The organism is Ehrlichia canis str. Jake, assembly GCF_000012565.1.
Lineage (GTDB): Bacteria > Pseudomonadota > Alphaproteobacteria > Rickettsiales > Anaplasmataceae > Ehrlichia > Ehrlichia canis.
The window spans coordinates 118,134-135,529 of the sequence record NC_007354.1 but is presented as its reverse complement, the minus strand read 5'-3'; the positions used below and the strand labels follow the sequence as shown (position 1 = coordinate 135,529).

At 28.8% G+C, this 17,396-nt stretch carries 12 protein-coding genes and 1 pseudogene; 2 read left to right on the top strand and 11 right to left on the bottom strand.

What is annotated here, in order from left to right; genetic code table 11:
- Nucleotides 1-94: 94 nt before the first annotated feature.
- The gene (locus tag ECAJ_RS00465) at nt 95-2,029 is read left to right on the top strand and encodes a heme lyase CcmF/NrfE family subunit (RefSeq protein WP_011304216.1); all 1,935 of its coding nucleotides are present in this window, start codon (nt 95-97) and stop codon (nt 2,027-2,029) included.
- A 1,829-nt stretch (nt 2,030-3,858) separates the two neighbouring features.
- Here the strand turns inward: ECAJ_RS00465 and smpB are convergent.
- From smpB to ECAJ_RS00420, 9 genes and pseudogenes are all read right to left on the bottom strand, one after another.
- Nucleotides 3,859-4,305: an SsrA-binding protein SmpB gene (gene smpB / locus ECAJ_RS00460; RefSeq protein WP_011304215.1), complete on the bottom strand. Its 447-nt coding sequence runs from the start codon at nt 4,303-4,305 to the stop codon at nt 3,859-3,861.
- A gap of 21 nt (nt 4,306-4,326) precedes the next feature.
- On the bottom strand, nt 4,327-4,962 hold the full coding sequence (ribB, locus tag ECAJ_RS00455; protein WP_011304214.1) for a 3,4-dihydroxy-2-butanone-4-phosphate synthase: 636 nt from the start codon (nt 4,960-4,962) through the stop codon (nt 4,327-4,329).
- Between the two features lie 17 nt (nt 4,963-4,979).
- Nucleotides 4,980-5,480, bottom strand: coding sequence for a transcription elongation factor GreA (greA, locus tag ECAJ_RS00450; protein WP_044261943.1), 501 nt, complete (start codon nt 5,478-5,480; stop codon nt 4,980-4,982).
- Between the two features lie 23 nt (nt 5,481-5,503).
- Nucleotides 5,504-7,033 carry a F0F1 ATP synthase subunit alpha gene (gene atpA / locus ECAJ_RS00445; protein WP_011304212.1) on the bottom strand — a complete coding sequence of 510 codons (1,530 nt, stop codon included), beginning with the start codon at nt 7,031-7,033 and terminating at the stop codon, nt 5,504-5,506.
- Nucleotides 7,033-7,597, bottom strand: a pseudogene (atpH, locus tag ECAJ_RS00440) (ATP synthase F1 subunit delta). The gene atpA and the pseudogene atpH overlap by 1 nt, the downstream one beginning before the upstream one ends.
- Nucleotides 7,598-8,378: 781 nt before the next feature.
- Entirely contained in the window at nt 8,379-8,633 is a 255-nt protein-coding gene (locus ECAJ_RS00435) for a DUF1467 family protein (protein WP_011304210.1), read from the bottom strand.
- 5 nt (nt 8,634-8,638) lie between these two features.
- Nucleotides 8,639-9,880 (bottom strand): heme biosynthesis HemY N-terminal domain-containing protein, encoded by a 1,242-nt coding sequence (locus tag ECAJ_RS00430; RefSeq protein ID WP_011304209.1) that lies wholly within the window; start codon nt 9,878-9,880, stop codon nt 8,639-8,641.
- The gene (locus tag ECAJ_RS00425; RefSeq protein ID WP_011304208.1) at nt 9,877-10,665 is read right to left on the bottom strand and encodes a hypothetical protein; all 789 of its coding nucleotides are present in this window, start codon (nt 10,663-10,665) and stop codon (nt 9,877-9,879) included. Before ECAJ_RS00425 ends, ECAJ_RS00430 begins: the two co-directional genes overlap by 4 nt.
- Before the next feature lie 12 nt (nt 10,666-10,677).
- Nucleotides 10,678-11,910, bottom strand: a complete 1,233-nt coding sequence (locus tag ECAJ_RS00420; protein ID WP_011304207.1) for a lipoprotein-releasing ABC transporter permease subunit — start codon at nt 11,908-11,910, stop codon at nt 10,678-10,680.
- Nucleotides 11,911-12,206: 296 nt separating this feature from the next.
- On the opposite strand from ECAJ_RS00420, the gene holA reads away from it, so the two are divergent.
- Nucleotides 12,207-13,211 carry a DNA polymerase III subunit delta gene (gene holA / locus ECAJ_RS00415; RefSeq protein ID WP_011304206.1) on the top strand — a complete coding sequence of 335 codons (1,005 nt, stop codon included), beginning with the start codon at nt 12,207-12,209 and terminating at the stop codon, nt 13,209-13,211.
- 955 nt (nt 13,212-14,166) lie between these two features.
- Here the strand turns inward: holA and gshA are convergent.
- Nucleotides 14,167-15,393, bottom strand: coding sequence for a glutamate--cysteine ligase (gshA, locus tag ECAJ_RS00410; protein WP_011304205.1), 1,227 nt, complete (start codon nt 15,391-15,393; stop codon nt 14,167-14,169).
- A 284-nt stretch (nt 15,394-15,677) separates the two neighbouring features.
- Nucleotides 15,678-16,928, bottom strand: a complete 1,251-nt coding sequence (locus tag ECAJ_RS00405) for a citrate synthase (protein WP_011304204.1) — start codon at nt 16,926-16,928, stop codon at nt 15,678-15,680.
- Nucleotides 16,929-17,396: the final 468 nt, after the last annotated feature.

The window sequence follows — 17,396 nt, the reverse complement described above, 5'->3', positions numbered from 1 at the left end:
TATCTGTATCTATATATAAAGCTACGCTTTGCAAGTTTTTATTAAAGTCTTATAATAAATAATCCTTATTTTTTAAGTATTGTTAAAATGTATAATGATTAATTTAATAGAGCTTCCGCTTTTAATAGCGTGTGTATTTTCAATTGTATATCCATTTGTTTCTTATTTATCTTTTTGCTGGTCAAAGGTATTTACAATATTGATATTTATGCTGACAAGTTCTGCTATGGGTTTACTGTTGTATACACACATTGTTGATGATTTCTCATTTTATAATGTGTACTACAACTCACATACAACGAAACCTTTATTATATAAAATATTTGGTATTTGGGGTAATCATGAAGGCTCTATTTTATTATGGGTATGGATAATAAGTTTTTATAGTTTACTATTAGAGTTTTTTCTTGAAAGGGAAGATCTCAAAAAAATAGCTATTTCAATACAACATATAATGAACTTTGGATTTTTGTTATTTACCTTGTTCATATCTAACCCTTTTCTAAAGATGCCTACTATTGAATATGAAGGATTAGGGTTTAACCCTATACTGCAGGATACTGGGTTAATGATACATCCTCCTATTTTGTATTTAGGATATGTAGGATTTAGTGTAGTGTTTTCCCTTGCTGTAGCTGGTGTAATCGTTCAAAAGGATAGTGTAAAATGGGCAACTATTATAAATAAGTGGGTCTTGTTAGCGTGGTCATTTTTAACTTTAGGAATAGGGTTAGGTAGCTGGTGGGCTTATAGAGAATTAGGTTGGGGAGGATTTTGGTTTTGGGATCCTGTTGAAAATGCTTCACTTATGCCATGGCTATTTGGAACAGCTTTACTTCATTTGCTGCCCTTAGTTAGAAAGTTTAATATATTTTATAACTTTGCAATTTTATTATCAATTTTTTCATTTATAATGAGCCTGATTGGTACGTTCTTAGTGAGATCTGGTGTTTTAATATCTGTTCATGCTTTTGCTAATGATCCAAAGTGTGGATTCTATATATTAATGTTGATTGGTATCATAATTAGTAGTGGGATTGTAAGTTTCATTTGTTTTGCAAAGAAGGCTCAAGAGAAAAAACATGATTTTTTACTCTTGTCAAAAGTAACAATGTTGTTGTTTAACAATGTTCTGCTGTTAACAGCTTTTACTATAGTATTTATCGGTACTATATATCCTATTGTATTAGAAGTTATAACAGGAGATGTTATTTCTATAGGTGCACCGTATTATAATTCTTTATTTAACTATTTAATATTTTGTACTTTGTTATTGATGATCATTGTTATGGGATTGGACAAAAAGAGAAATAAAATTTTAGTAGAGAATTTTAAGTTTTCAGGACTTATAACTTCATTGATTGTTCCTTTTATTATAGATAATAATTTTTTTATTATTGCAATGATTCTATTATCAGTTTTATTGTTTTTATCTGTACTGGAAACCTATTGTAGGAAAATAAGAATACTTGCTGTGCCATTTTGTGAAACTGCCAGATTAATTAAATCATACTCTACAAAATATTATTCCATGCTAGTGTCACACATTGGTGTTGCTGTTTTTATATTTGGTGTGATTGGATCTACTGTATGGGGCGAAACTTATGAACTTTATATGAAGGAAGGCAACTCTGTTAAGACAAAAAATCTTCAAGTTGTTTTATCTAAATTATCTTTTGTAAAAAATGAAAATTACAATGCTATACGTGGAAAGTTTCTAATAATAAAGTCTGGGGAAATATTAGATAAAATATTTCCTGAGAATAGATTTTATATAGTTGAAGGAGTTAGAAATACTGAAAGTGCTATATATAGACATTGGTTATCTGATGTTTATATTGTGATTGGTGATATAGATAAAGCGATGGGTATAGCAGTAAAGATATATTATAAGCCTTTTATAAATTTGATATGGATAGGATTTTTGTTAATCACGTTTGGTGGTGTTATAGGATTGTTCGCTAACACTACTACAAGAAAAGCTTCGATGTTTGAAGAATTGAAAGCTGATGATTCCACTTGTATGTGAATAATATTTCATAGTAAATGATACAATCATATTATAGGGTTTCATTATTTTTTGTTGTAATATAGAGTGCATGTGAAATTATTTTACTAATAGCTCAAGTGATGCAACTTTAATATTAGAAACCACTACTCAGGTTAAGTAAGTTACTTTTTTGACACATAATTAATGTGATACTTGATACAATAGTTTTCATACATAAAGAAAAGTATATGAGGGATGTAAGACTTAATTTATATCTTTTTGCTAGTTTTACAGGTAAATAAAATTGTAAAAAATATTTACTATTCAAAAATTATTACTCAATGGATTTTGAGATAAGTAGATTTTGACTACAAGTCTAGTTAATTCTTAATATTATGGTTGTGATATAAAAAGATTTAATATTAGTGCAATAGCAATAAGTCTTTTTTGTTAATTTCTATAGTGAAATAAAATTATAAACAGATAATGGCTAGCTTAAAGTTTTACTTTTAAAAACATTAGAGATTATTTTAAGTTAACTGTTTATTTTATAGTTTAACTACAAATAAGGTTAAACTTCTTAATATAATAATTTTTGATGTATTATGAGAACAGTGTATAAAGTTAGTGAAGTGCAATAAATCTTTTGTTGATTTTGTTGATTGTAAGAAATAATTTCTGCAAATTAGGTAATGTAATTCTTCTTTTAAAGAATATCAGAAATTTTTATCAAAGTTTAATAATGCTCACTAGTTTATTAGGATTGAAAACTGACAAATCTTGAATATAGTAGGAAATAATATAAGGCTTTTTCTTAATGTTTAGTAGTAATATAATAATCATTATTGTTGGATTAGACAAAAAATAAAACTTTAAGTTTTCTAAACTTGTAACTTTATTGATCATGCATTTTATTGATGGTCAGTCTTTGATTCGATTAAGAATCCTATAAAATAGATCCAAGAGTTATTGTAAAAGTAAAAAATAACTTAGAAGATCATAACATAGTTACTTTTGTTGATATTTAAGGTGTGATTAATGGAAAAAAGAGCAACTTTTAATAAGTTGTGCAGGTATCGATAAATAAAGTATGTTGAAAATTGTTATTGTAAATAATGAATGTGGTTGTTTTAATAGGTACACAGTGTAGTAAGCAAGATAATTTTTAGGTACGCTATGTCTGGTATTGAACAGATGAAGTGCAAAGTTGTTACTGCAAATAATACATGTCATTGTCAAGCTTTTAATAGTGATGTAGTGCAGTAGAAAAGTAATCTTTAGATAGGTTGAGATAAGATGAATAAGCATATGTCAGTTAATAACTCTGATAGTACAATGTTAAAATGCCTAACATTACAAAATCTTCTCAACGTTATAACGTTAAGGTTATTAGTATAGAAAATTTACTCAATATACAAAAACGCATTAGGCATTACAAGCTGCAGAAAATCTAGCATTGAGCTCTAAGTACAAGATGCACGAGCATTATGATATAAAATAACTAACTGATAGAATGAAGAAAATTTTGCTTTTAGTAAATCTCATATACTTACTATTCAATACTATTCAATTCTTAATGCATATGTATTGAAAACACTTAAACTTACTCAGCGATTTAAAGTCAAAGACTATACTTAATGTTTTTTGGCGTCCTTTTTTTTAACTCCGAGTAATAAATCCTATATAGATACGAAATACTCTGTCAATTTTCGCAATACCTCAAAACTTCAATGATATTAAAAATAGCCCTATCTTATACTTCATCATACTACAACTTTCTAAGTAGAAACACAGATCTTATATTGATCACATTTTTCTGCTTCAAAAATTTATAGAATAACAGATACAGTAAAGCTTAGAACATTATGCTAATTACCACGCAACACACGACTCTTTTCTCTATTCCAATCTCTAGTTTTTATAGTCTCTCTTTTATCATGAAGCTTTTTCCCTTTTACAATAACAATCTTAGCTTTAGCTAGACCTTTCTCATTGAAATACAAAGATAACGGTACAACAGTAAAACCATCGTTTTTTATATTTCCAGATATTTTATATATTTGTTTTTTTCTCAACAATAACTTTCTAGGTCTAGTAGGATTATGATTCTTAGTACTTGCATGATTATATTCTGAAATATGTAGATTACATAACCATAATTCCATATTTTTTTCAGTAACATATGCCTCAGCTATACTCACCTTCCTTTGACGTAAAGACTTTACTTCACTACCAATCAACACAATACCAGCATCAAATTCTTGAATAATAAAATAATTAAATCTTACTTTACGATTTTCAATTATGACGTCCACAGAAAAATTTTACTCCTCATATTAATGTGCTTTTACATATTGAATAAGCTTTTCTATACTAGTAACCTTAACGTTATAACGTTGAGAAAACTCTATAATATCAGGCATCCTTGACATTGTACCATCAGGATTCATTAACTCACATACTACAGCTACTGGAGCTAACCCTGCAATTTTTGCAATTTCAACACTTGCTTCTGTATGCCCAGATCTCTCAAGCACTCCACCTTTTTTAGCAACAATTGGGAAAATATGACCTGGTGTTACAAAATCATCCTTCGTAACATTTTGATCAACAACCCTAAGGATAGTACTCGCTCTATCATGAGCAGAAACACCAGTAGTAATACCATAACGAACATCTATAGAAGTGGCAAAAGATGCGCTATTATCATTAACATGCCTTTTTGGTATAAACTCCAATCCTAACTTACACATCAAATCTTCTGTAATAGATAAACATACAATACCACTACCATGAGTTATCATGAAATTAATTGCATCACTCGTTACTTTCTCCGCTAAGATTACTAAATCACCTTCATTTTCTCTCTGTTCATCATCAATCAAAATGAATATTTTACCTTGTCTAGCATCCTCAATAATATGCTCTATAGGAGAAATAAAACTTGAACTTTCTGATACAATAATACCCATTAACTCTCTAACCTTCTTTATATAAATTCAATCTTTATAATTTTATATATTTTATAATCACCTTTTGGAGTTCTAACTTCTACAACATCACCTTCCTTTTTTCCTAATAATGATAAAACCAAAGGAGATTTTATTGAAATCATTTGTTTAGAGATGTCAACTTCATATTCACCAACAATCTTATAGACTACCTCATCAGTATTACCAGTTTGTTCATCATATATAGACATAGTTACAGTTGCCCCAAACATAACAGTATCACCTGACAGATTTGACACATCTATAACCTCAGCTCTAGATCTCTTTGACTCCAGTTCCATTATCTTACTTTCTATTAATCCTTGTCTTTCACGAGCAGCATGATATTCTGCATTTTCAGACAAATCCCCTAATTCACGTGCCTCAGAAATAGATTTAATAATCTTAGGCCTCTCATGTTTTAATGACTCTAACTCTAACTCAAGCTTTTCAAACCCACTTTTTGTAATAGGGAATCTTTCATTCATATAGTTATTCATAAGCCATACCATATAACAGAGAATTACTTAAAACTAGAAGTAACCTTACTTATAATGTCTAATAACAAGTCTTTTACATCATCAGTAAAATTATTCGATATATTACTTAACACATCCGGATAATTTTCATTGAGTTCCTTTAAAAGCATTTCCTCAAATTTACCTACATTGTTCACACTAATATCATCTAAACAACCACTTGTACCAGCAAATATCACAGCAACCTGTTCTGCTACGGATAATGGAGAATACTGTTTCTGCTTCAACAACTCCATCATTCTCCTACCTCTATCTAGCACTTTTTTAGAATGCACATCAATATCAGACCCAAATTTTGCAAAATCTTCTAACTCTCTATATTGAGCTAAACTTAACTTTACAGAACCTGCAACTTTTTTAACAGACTTAATCTGCGCAGCAGAACCTACCCTTGAAACAGATAATCCAACATTTACAGCCGGACGGAACCCTTTATAAAAAATTTCAGACTCAAGGAAAATCTGACCATCAGTAATTGAAATTACATTAGTTGGAACATAAGCAGACACATCACCAGCTTGCGTTTCAATTATTGGTAAAGCAGTCAACGAACCCGCACCTTTTTCATCTGACATTTTAGCTGCTCTTTCCAACAACCTAGAATGTAAGAAAAACACATCACCAGGATACGCTTCACGACCAGGAGGACGCCTTAACAATAAAGACATCTGCCTATAAGCAACAGCATGTTTTGATAAATCATCATACACAATCAAACAGTGCATTCCATTATCTCTAAAAAACTCACCCATTGCACAAGCAGCATATGGAGCTAGATATTGAAACGACACAGTATCAGAAGCTCCAGCAGCAACAACAATTGTATATTCTAAAGCTCCACTTACACGTAGCTTATCAACTATTCTTGCAATAGCAGAATTTTTTTGTCCTATTGCAACATAAATACAGTATACTTTTTCCTTTTCTGAAACAGTATCATTATGCAATTTCTGATTAATAATAGTATCAATTGCTATTGCAGTTTTTCCTGTTTTCCTATCACCTATAATCAATTCACGTTGACCACGACCTATTGGTATTAGCATATCTATAACTTTAATACCAGTCTGCAAAGGTTCACTAACAGATTGTCTTGCAATAATACCTGGTGCTTTAATTTCTACTGGCAACCTAATTTTACTGTCAACATTGCCAGCACCATCAATAGGGTTACCTAAAGCATCAACTACCCTTCCTAAAAGCTCAAATCCAACAGGGACATCCATTAATTTCCCTGTACATTTTGCTGTATCACCTTCTCCAACACTTCTCTCATTACCAAATATAACTACACTAGCAGTATCACAATCCAATCCTAATACTATACCTGTAACCCCATTAGTAAAAACTACTACTTCTCCAAACTTTGCTTTCTCTAAACCATATACTATAGCTATCCCATCTTTAATAGATATAACTTCACCTACACTATCAGCTTTTACTTGATTATCAAAATTTTCAATACGCTCCTTAATAACTCTTAACACTTCACCTGGAGATATAGTATTATTCATTATTTTACCTTATTATTCACTTATACTACATACAGACATTTTACTAAGTTCCCTTAAACTTTGTAAATAACTATTTAACGACACATCTATAACGTCAAAATTTACCCTAATAATAAAGCCACCTAAAATGCTAGGATCTAAGTTATTTGTGATACCAACAACCTTGCCATACCTTTCAAGCAACGCATTACATATACCTTCCTCTTCCTGTTTTGTCAGTAAAGCACAAGAAGTAACAGATATATTAACTTCTTTATTATATTTTCTTACTAAATCAAGAAAAGCACTAAAAATTTGTAGTAATATATTTCCTCTATTACTTTCAATAACAATTATCATGAACTTGACTAATATAGAGTCAATATAATCACCAATCACCTTAATAAGGCTTATTTTACTTTCTTTTGATACTCTAGGACTAGACAAAAACATAGCAACATTATTGTCATTTTCAAGAACACTTATAACAAACTCTACATCCTTACAAATAGAGTTAACATCTGATACACTAAACAATGCTTGAGCATAACAAGATGCTATATAGCCACCTCTATACTGAGTCATAAGCTTTTAAAGGAAACATAAAACAGCAAAATGTTATACATTATCAGAGTAGCAGTCAAGTATTTTATATATTAATAAACAAGACAACAATTACTACCATAATAAACAACTGTGCTTGCAATACTTTCAAACCCTTTCACTTAGATAACACCATTTATCAAAGTTTACATAGACACTGTATGGTTAATGTTACTATCACTATTATAAACAATTAGCACCTATATCTAGAAAAACTAGTAAACTTAACATTTACTGAATTTAACAAAGTTATCATATATTATAATTTAACTCGGAGACTTCGATTACCTTCACTATATTCCCAATCTATTAACTTGAATAAGTTTCCCTATGTTAATAACTTTAAATATCAGTTTTATATGAGAGAGATTGCTTTAATAGATCTTCTTTGGTTGTAACTTGAAGTTTATTATAATCAAATCAGAGTCATTATTGAAATGTTGTAAGTTAAACTGATGTACATTCAAAATCTAGCAAACTCTACAATATCATACATTATTGACATTGTACTATACTCAACTGGAGAGATAATACCCCACTTCTCTTAGCTGTATGCCCAGATCTTTTATAACTTTTTCAACAACAATGGGAAAAATATATCACAGTGTCACAAAATCATACTTCGTAACATTTTTATCGACAACATCAAGAATAGTATGCCATGTCATGAACAAAACAACCAGCAGTATCTATAGAGTTTTAAAAAATTCACTATTATCACTTACATATTCTTCCAGCATAAACTTTAACAATATAATCTCTTTCAGACAAAAGTAATGAGATCATATATATATTCAAAATCTATGTATCCCTTAATCTTTAAATAAACATATAAACCAGTAAGTAAAGCTGAAGTAACAGTTGCAATGATTGATTTAATCAGTAAATAAGATTTAACTGGAGCACTACTTGCACTACCAATTACTGGATTATCAGGCACTTCAACTTTTATGGGTAATATTAAAAATAAAATAATCCACCAAGATATTATAAAAAATACAATATCTCCAACACCCATATAATTTAAACCCAAACTATAGTATTAAACCCTTTGCAATTATCACATTCATAATGCCAACGTGTAGAAACACACTGACATTTTGTACAGCTCCAATGTTGTTCTGATATAGCATCTTTTGCAATTTTATCTGTCCAATATAAGAGTTCATTATAATCTTGTGATAACACTTTCAGTTTTAACATTAAAAAATACAACGAAATATATGTTTGAGTTTTGAATTCATTATTTAAATATTTCATTGCTGCATCATACTCACCTAGATTTATAGCATCTCGTGCTATAAGGTATATACTAAAATAATATTCAGTGTTAAAACTGTATAACTTATGTATAGCATGACTATTATGCTGCATGATATCTAAATAGAGGTTAGCAATATCAGGATGCGGATTAGTACGATATTCATATTCAAGAATACTAACTGCTTTACGTTTCCTATCAGTGTTCAAATAGCACTGAGCTTTAAGTAATACAATAGGAGTACTATATTTTTGACAATTTTTAATGTTATCAAGTACCTTTAATCCATCATCATACCTTTGAACATCGTAACATTGCTTCGCCAAGGCATAATAAAATATGTTAAGCATGTCTTGAACATTATAAGGTAAGTTCACCTTCAATTTTATTACTTTCTTTATTTCCTCAATTGCATTACTCCAATCTCTAGAAAGACGATATATCTCCAATTTAAAAATAGCTGACCAAGATTGCTTATAAAAAATTTCTAGCATTTTTCTTAACAAACTCAACTGCTGAATCTGATCTTCTTCTTGACTAATAACATTTAATAAATGTACACCTAACGACGCATCTATCATTGGAACAATTTTTGCAAATTGCCCAAAATACTTCTCAGCTAATCCATATTTCCTATTATCGAAACAAACTCTTCCCTTCAACAAGTAAAAAGATGGATGATCAAAACTCCCTAACTTTGTTATAATCTTTTCTACTCTTTCAACATCCCCACAATTTAAATACATGTAACCTTGTTCTAATAAGATCATTTTTTTGTTTTGTGAATCCCTTCTATATCTATATAAAGACTGAATCAAACAAAAAACTAACCTGACTAATAGAATTAAAACAAGTAAGAAAACAGCAACAACAAAAAATGTAAATAAGATGTTCACCTCAATATCATAGCCTAACCAATCTATTGTGATAATACCATCGCAATCTATTACCCATAATCCTATAGTTAGTGCAACAATAACAAATATTAAAAGACTTGTAATCATGAAACACCAGGTAATTTAATTATATATTGTGATAACTGATCATATATTATAGATATGCTCTTTTCCATAGATACTATATCTTCTAACTGTTGTATCCATAGTTCAAGCTCTACAACAGATGACAGTTCTTTCTGAGCAAAAGTTAAAGCATCACTCCAAAGATTATCATCTAGGTAGCTTTCCACTTCTTTTAAATTATGAAGTAGTACATCGTTTTGATTTTTCACTACAATCCATTTAAAAAAAACTTTTTGTACCATATTAGAACGTGAATAATGTAATTCACGAGCAATCTTTTTAAATGAAAATTTCAACCTATTAAATGTAGTTAATTTTTTACTATCTAATCTTTCAATCTCAGCAACAGCATCATTAATCAGACTATCATCAAGTCTAAGTAACATAGGCTTTATTGAGTAGATTATACTTTTTACTGATATATCACCTAAAAATGCTTCTCTTAAATTAATGACAGACAACAAAAGCTTTGCAAGCCATTCTTCACTAGAACAGCTTATAACATCATTATTTTCTGATGTAACTATACGTTGCACAGGACAATTTTCTTTCTGTTTACTCAAATATGAATTAAGCAAGCTCTGATTAACTTGTACTAAAATAGAACGTACATCATTTTCCATAGCTCTTTTATACTGCTGATTAAATTGCTGATTAAATTCAACTAAACCCTTCTTTATGTCTAAGTAAGACAAAACAGCACACACAGAACAAGAGGTGGTTATCAAAACCATAAAAAACCATCCCCATATTTCTCTTGTTACCATATTAACACCTTACTATTCATGCCGCAAAATATCTGCTGGATCTTGACACGCAGCTTTCCTAGCAGGCAGAATAGCTGCAATTAACGATAAAAATAATGATAATAAAGATATCTTCACTACATCCTCCACCAACAAAACAGAAGGTAAAGTATCAAAAAAGTAAATTATAGGATCAAAAATATTACTATTACTAATCTTTTCTAAAATATTTTTAATTGCATTAATATTTAAAGAAAATACTATTCCTATTACACACCCTAATACTGTGCCTATCAACCCTATAAAAACCCCACACATACAAAATATTCTAAGTATCCCACAACGTGTCACACCTAATGTACGCATTATAGCAATCGCTCCTTTTTTATCTTGTACTAATATAGACAAGCTTGAAATAATATTAAATGTTGCAACTATTATAATTAAAGTCAATATAAAAAACATTACATTACGTTCAATTTCCAACGCATGGAAATAACTGCCCTGCTGCATTTTCCAGTCTTCACCTTTCATATCTATTTTATTTTCTATCAGCTTTAGCATTTCAGATGATTTATTACCATCAAAAATCGACACTTCTATATTTTTAACTCTATTATCATAATGGAAAAACAACTGTGAAGCATGTAAAGGCATATACACTAAACTACTATCAAATTCATACATTCCAACATCAAATATCGCAACAACTTTATATGTTTTCATTCTCGGTATATTACCTATAACAGTAGATAAACTTTCTGAAGATATGATAGTAAGTTTATCTCCATAATCTACACGTAAAACTTCAGCTAACTTTATACCTATAGCAATACCATCATTAAATTCAGCAATATCACCTCTAACTATATTATTTACTATGATATTATTACGTTCTATATCCTGCTTTTCTATACCCCTTACTATAACTCCAGATACACTGCTACTAGATTTAATCATAGCTTGATTTTCAGTAATAGGCACAGCATATTTCACACCAGGAATTTCTTTAATAGATTTTGTAATTTCATGGTAATCATAATCAAAATTACCATCACAATAGATAGCTATATGGCCATTTAAACCTACCACACAATCCAATAGCTTTTCTCCAAACCCATTCATCACAGACATCACTATAATCAAAGTAGCCACTCCTAAAGTAATCCCTACTAAAGACAGTATAGTAATCATAGAACATAAAAACTGACTACTGCTAGATTGCAAATAACGTAGTGCTAACATCAATTCAAATTTAAGCAACATCGCAATCACACCACATAGAATAAAATAATATCACTAATATACTATCACCAAGATAATATTACAAAATCACATGATTGGGAAATTAATAGTTTATTAACCTACAAACATTCTCATGATACAACAACACTATATCTTTAATTTATTTACCTAGATAGTACAAGAAATTTGACACCAACATAAATTTACATCTCAATTTATAATAACAATAAGCTATTTTTATCTGTAAAATAGGTTGTCAAGATATACACTACTAAGATATTTTTAAAATTAACATTTTCCTTATTAAAATAAACACAGTGAAAATTACATCATCAAAATTACATTCTTTTTTTAACAATCCACAATCCTTCAACAACATACTCATTTATGGAAATGATTATGGAAAGATTAACATGTATAAAGAAAAAATTATTAAACACATCAATACAAATACTGAATTTTCTACAAGTAATATAGATTACCCAACAGTAAATAAAAACCCAAGTACATTATTTATAGAATTGACCACTATATCAATGTTTTGTAAAAATAAGTTGATAATAATAGCCAATGGTGAAAAGTCTATATCTCAAGAACTTAAGAACATTTTAAATAACAACATAGGAAGAAACTATGTTATTATAACATCTGGAGAATTATCCATCGACTCCAGTTTAAGGCAATACTATGACAATTCACTAAATGCTGCATCCATAGGGTGTTACAAAGACGATAATGATAATCTTGCATTTATAATCTCAGACTTCCTTACACAAAACAAAGTACATTATAACTGCACAACATTGCAGTACCTATGCTCTGTCTTATCACAAAACTGCAATGCATTAGAACCAGAACTTCAAAAACTCATGTTATACATAGGAAATAACAAAAACTTAACAACAAAAGACATTCAAGAAAGCTTACTGACAGAAATAGATCCAATATCAGAAGATTTATGCATATCTATTGCAGAAAAAAATCTAGAGAATTTTACAAAATTTTCTAATATACTACTAAAAAATAAATTCACTCCAATAGCTCTAATAAGGATTCTAATAAAATATTTTCTAAGACTAGAATACTTGATAAGGGTTGTAAAAGATGGTGAATCAATAAACCAAGCATTAAAATCCATTCATCCACCAATATTTTTCAAATCAATCCCCACAATAAAGAAACATATATCTACAATTTCATATTTTGAAGTTAATAACATCATAAAAAAACTAGCAGAAATAGAAATACAGTGTAAAAAATCAGATCTAAATCAAGAAGTAATATTTAAATATTACATCACAGCAATGATCATCAGCAAATAATTACACTGCAAAATACTAATACAATATTCATATTGAGTTAAATCAATTCTCAGAATAAGCCATATTATTAAGTAATATAGTAGTACACATTCATAATAAATACCTCTTAAGCCAATATAATATACAATCAAATACAGTACATGTTATAAGCAATTATTCCTCAAATAGACATTAGAATAGTATTTAAACTATATTATTAAATTGCAGCATATTACCAATACCACTGATTAAGTGACAATAAGAATATAGCAAAATCTAATAATCAAATATATTGTTTGTATTGGTTAAACATCTTATAAATTAATATTAGAAATAAAATTATTCAATACCAACTACATCATTAGTATAAGATAAGATTATTTCTGTAAGAAGAATAATGGATTAAGTACCCAATTATACATTATCACAACACATATAGAGACTACCTTAAATAAACATTTTAATTAAATTCATTAAGTCAAAATAGAATCACAAATAAATTTTGTAACTCCATATTTTATACCATCATATGCTACTGGAATTAAACTAACAGGTAAAAACATCACATAATATCATCGTTATACATTAACATAGTTTTATGTATTTAATATAACAATACAACAATTATTATTGTAACAAACAACTGTAACATTCTCAAAGGTTCTCACTTACAATAATACTAGATAAGTTTTGTATAAATAATAATAGCTACATCACAATTGCAAACAGTATACCAGACTTTATACCGCAAAATTATTACATTTCACAATCCAACAACTTCATTATACTAACTATATTTCAAATTTATCATTTGAATAAATTTCTCTATACTTAGTTACTCTAACATTACAATGTTAGTCGAGAAACTCCTGTAATATCACACATTCTTGATATTGAACTATCAGAATTCATTATCTTTAATAAAATATTTTATTACATAGTTTTATCAGAAATTTATATTCTTTAGTAACACATTCTAATAAACACTTTGCTTTATAATATTAACATTTGCTACACTATGCATTTCAATTGCTGCAGCTAATGCAGCTATTCTTGCAATTACAGACCAACTCAACATATTTTCTTTCTGATAGCTCACATCTATAAAATTACAGCCTACAGAATTTAAATTAGAGAATTTATCCTTCACATTGTGATATCTATATAAGTAACATGAAGGTGTACTTCCTATAAAATAGATTAATGGCTCTGCAACACAATTATTAAACATTTCTCTAGTAGCAATACCTTCCTGTATTATTACCTTACTGACAACTTCACTATCCTTGATTTTTTTCATTTTATTACGTCTTTTCTTATTAAGCGTCAATACATCATCTCTACAGCAAGCTACTACAATTCCCATACCATAAGTACCGTTATCAGCTTTTATAAATACATATGGTCGTTCCTTAATACCATATAGTTGGAACTTATTATGTATCTTATCAATAATTATTTCAACTTCATCAGCAATATTATGCATACCTTGTCCATCTATAAAACAAATATTACTACAACTAGAAAATAAAGTTGAAATTAACCAAGGATCAATTTTAAAACTACTACAAAATTCTTTACACAATTCCTGATAAATAGAAAAATGATTAGATTTACTCCTATTAAACCAACCTAAAAACAAAGACGGAATAATATTTTGATATTTTAACCCTCGCAGCACTTCTGGAATACCACTAGTCATATCATTATTAAGTAAAATAAGATCAGGAACAAAACCACACCCAGCTTGAAGTACTCCATTATTATTAGCAAGACACAGACAGTTTATTAAATCCCCATTAGAAGAAACAAGCTCTACATTCTGATTTATACCACATATCCCAACTTCAACAATAAAACCTGCATTATTAACTATACTTTTTAGAGTAATTAAACTATCTACATATTTTAGATTTCTAGTATGGTTCTCTGCAATAATCAAAACTTTCTTACAATCCATATAATTAACTATATACTCTTTCAATAATCTAGAAGTATAAACTTGAGATTGTTGATTAAAATTATTATAACCTGCAGGAAAAATGTTAGTATCCACAGGAGCAATCTTATAATCAGATATCCTTAAATCAACCGAAACATTTATTATGGGGTGATATTTAGTAAACCTATAAGAAAACCAATTTTCTATATCTAATTCATGTGTTTTTAATATATCATTCAATGTATCAATAATTATCGTCATTAGTACCAATAAAACATTTAAGTAAGAATATTAATAGGAGGACTATTTATAGGATAAAATATTCTGTTTAACATTATATCATAATTACATTCTATAATTTCATTTTTTAATATCATATCTACACTTTAAACATCAACATTACTGTTATATTCCCAATCACAGATACTCTATTACAAAACTACTCTGTCACAATAAGCCAATAGAAACAACATAGCACTTTACAGTACCTATGCATATCAATCCAATAACAGATATTGAATAACTTTAATATAATAAATATAAAACTAGATTTTTGCAATATGACCAGTATATAACTGACGTGGACGACATATTTTATAATTCTTATCTGCCACCATCTCATACCACTGAGCAGACCAACCAGATGTTCTAGCCAACGCAAATAATGTAGTAAACATTCTCACTGGTATTCCAATAGCTTTTAAAATAATTCCAGAATAAAAATCCACATTAGGATACAAGCTACGTTCAATAAAATAACTATCCTGCAAAGCTATATTTTCCAATTCCAAAGCTATTTCTAATAATGGATCATTTACACCTAAATCATTTAAGACTTCTTTACAAATTTCACAAATTATCTTAGCACGTGGATCATAATTTTTATATACCCTATGACCAAAACCCATTAGCCTCGTACTTTTATTACCATCTTTTACTTTTTGAATAAACTGCTTTACGTTACTTGGTTTTTCAATTGCCATTAACATATTAATCACAGCTTCATTAGCACCACCATGAGCTGGCCCCCATAAAGTTGCTATCCCTGCTACCAAACAAGCAAATAAGTCAGCACCAGAAGAACCAGCCAACCTAACAGTAGCAGTAGAAGCATTTTGCTCATGATCAGCATGTAATGTAAAAATAACATCCAAAGCTTTAGCAACAACTTGAGTAAATTTATAAGAAGAAATATCAAACATCATATGTATAAAATTTTCACTATAAGACAATCCATGATTAGGTTCAATAAAATCCTGATTAGTCGTGTATCTATAAATCATTGCTATTATGCTTGCAACCTTAGCCACTGCTAACTTAGGATGTTTTAATCCATCTTTATCAACTGCTTGGTCATGATAATAAGATGCCAATGCAGAAAAACATGCCATTAATATAGTCATAGGATGTGAATCTTGTGAAAATGACTTTATAACATCACAAACCATTTCAGGAGGCATATACTCCTGAGAAATCTGTAACATAAAATCTTTTAAATTATCAACACTAGGAAAAGACCCATAAAACAATAAATAGACGATTTCTATAAAACTCTTATTGTTATTAACTAAATCAGCTATATTATATCCTCTATAGCATAATATCCCCTTATTCCCATCAATAAATGTAATCTTGGACTCACAAGCAGCAGTAGACATAAATCCTGGATCATAAGTTAATATTCCTGTACCTTTATACAAAGAAGTAATATCTATAACTTTATTTCCATTAGTATCACATAAAACCGGTAATTTCACTTTTTGACCATCTAATTCCAATACTGCTTCTTTGACCATATTTTCACCTAAATTAATAACAATAACGCATATTTTGCTTATATAACACAAACAGATAAAAATTAAAATTCAAACACTTCAAATCTTATCAGAAGTAATGTAAACTTTATGTATATTAACTGAAAATCCAATTCTTTTCTGATATTTACACACAAAATTCATACCGATAATATTATCAACACTGATTTTTAACTTTCCGTAAAAATAAATCATTTTTTAATACACTAGATATCAACAAGATTTACAATACACAAAGTTATATAATACTCTCACCAACTATAAAAAATTAATACCATATTTATATATACTTACAAGTTATATACCTTCTCCATCTTAAATTTCTAAAGAAAGCTTAATGTTAATCTAAAACAAACATATTACATATTTTGTGTCTTATCACGCCAAATAAGACTTGAATTCTACTATAATTTGAAAATCTATACCTGCTTATCTCGGTAAATTAACAAG

What these genes read in the sequence shown, in the direction of transcription:
- gshA (WP_011304205.1), bottom strand. Translation starts at nt 15,393, where the DNA reads ATGACGATAATTATTGATACATTGAATGATATATTAAAAACACATGAA.
- ECAJ_RS00420 (WP_011304207.1), bottom strand. Translation starts at nt 11,910, where the DNA reads ATGTTGCTTAAATTTGAATTGATGTTAGCACTACGTTATTTGCAATCT.
- ECAJ_RS00425 (WP_011304208.1), bottom strand. Translation starts at nt 10,665, where the DNA reads ATGGTAACAAGAGAAATATGGGGATGGTTTTTTATGGTTTTGATAACC.
- greA (WP_044261943.1), bottom strand. Translation starts at nt 5,480, where the DNA reads ATGAATAACTATATGAATGAAAGATTCCCTATTACAAAAAGTGGGTTT.
- ECAJ_RS00405 (WP_011304204.1), bottom strand. Translation starts at nt 16,928, where the DNA reads ATGGTCAAAGAAGCAGTATTGGAATTAGATGGTCAAAAAGTGAAATTA.
- ECAJ_RS00465 (WP_011304216.1), top strand. Translation starts at nt 95, where the DNA reads ATGATTAATTTAATAGAGCTTCCGCTTTTAATAGCGTGTGTATTTTCA.
- atpA (WP_011304212.1), bottom strand. Translation starts at nt 7,033, where the DNA reads ATGAATAATACTATATCTCCAGGTGAAGTGTTAAGAGTTATTAAGGAG.
- ECAJ_RS00435 (WP_011304210.1), bottom strand. Translation starts at nt 8,633, where the DNA reads ATGGGTGTTGGAGATATTGTATTTTTTATAATATCTTGGTGGATTATT.
- ribB (WP_011304214.1), bottom strand. Translation starts at nt 4,962, where the DNA reads ATGGGTATTATTGTATCAGAAAGTTCAAGTTTTATTTCTCCTATAGAG.
- ECAJ_RS00430 (WP_011304209.1), bottom strand. Translation starts at nt 9,880, where the DNA reads ATGATTACAAGTCTTTTAATATTTGTTATTGTTGCACTAACTATAGGA.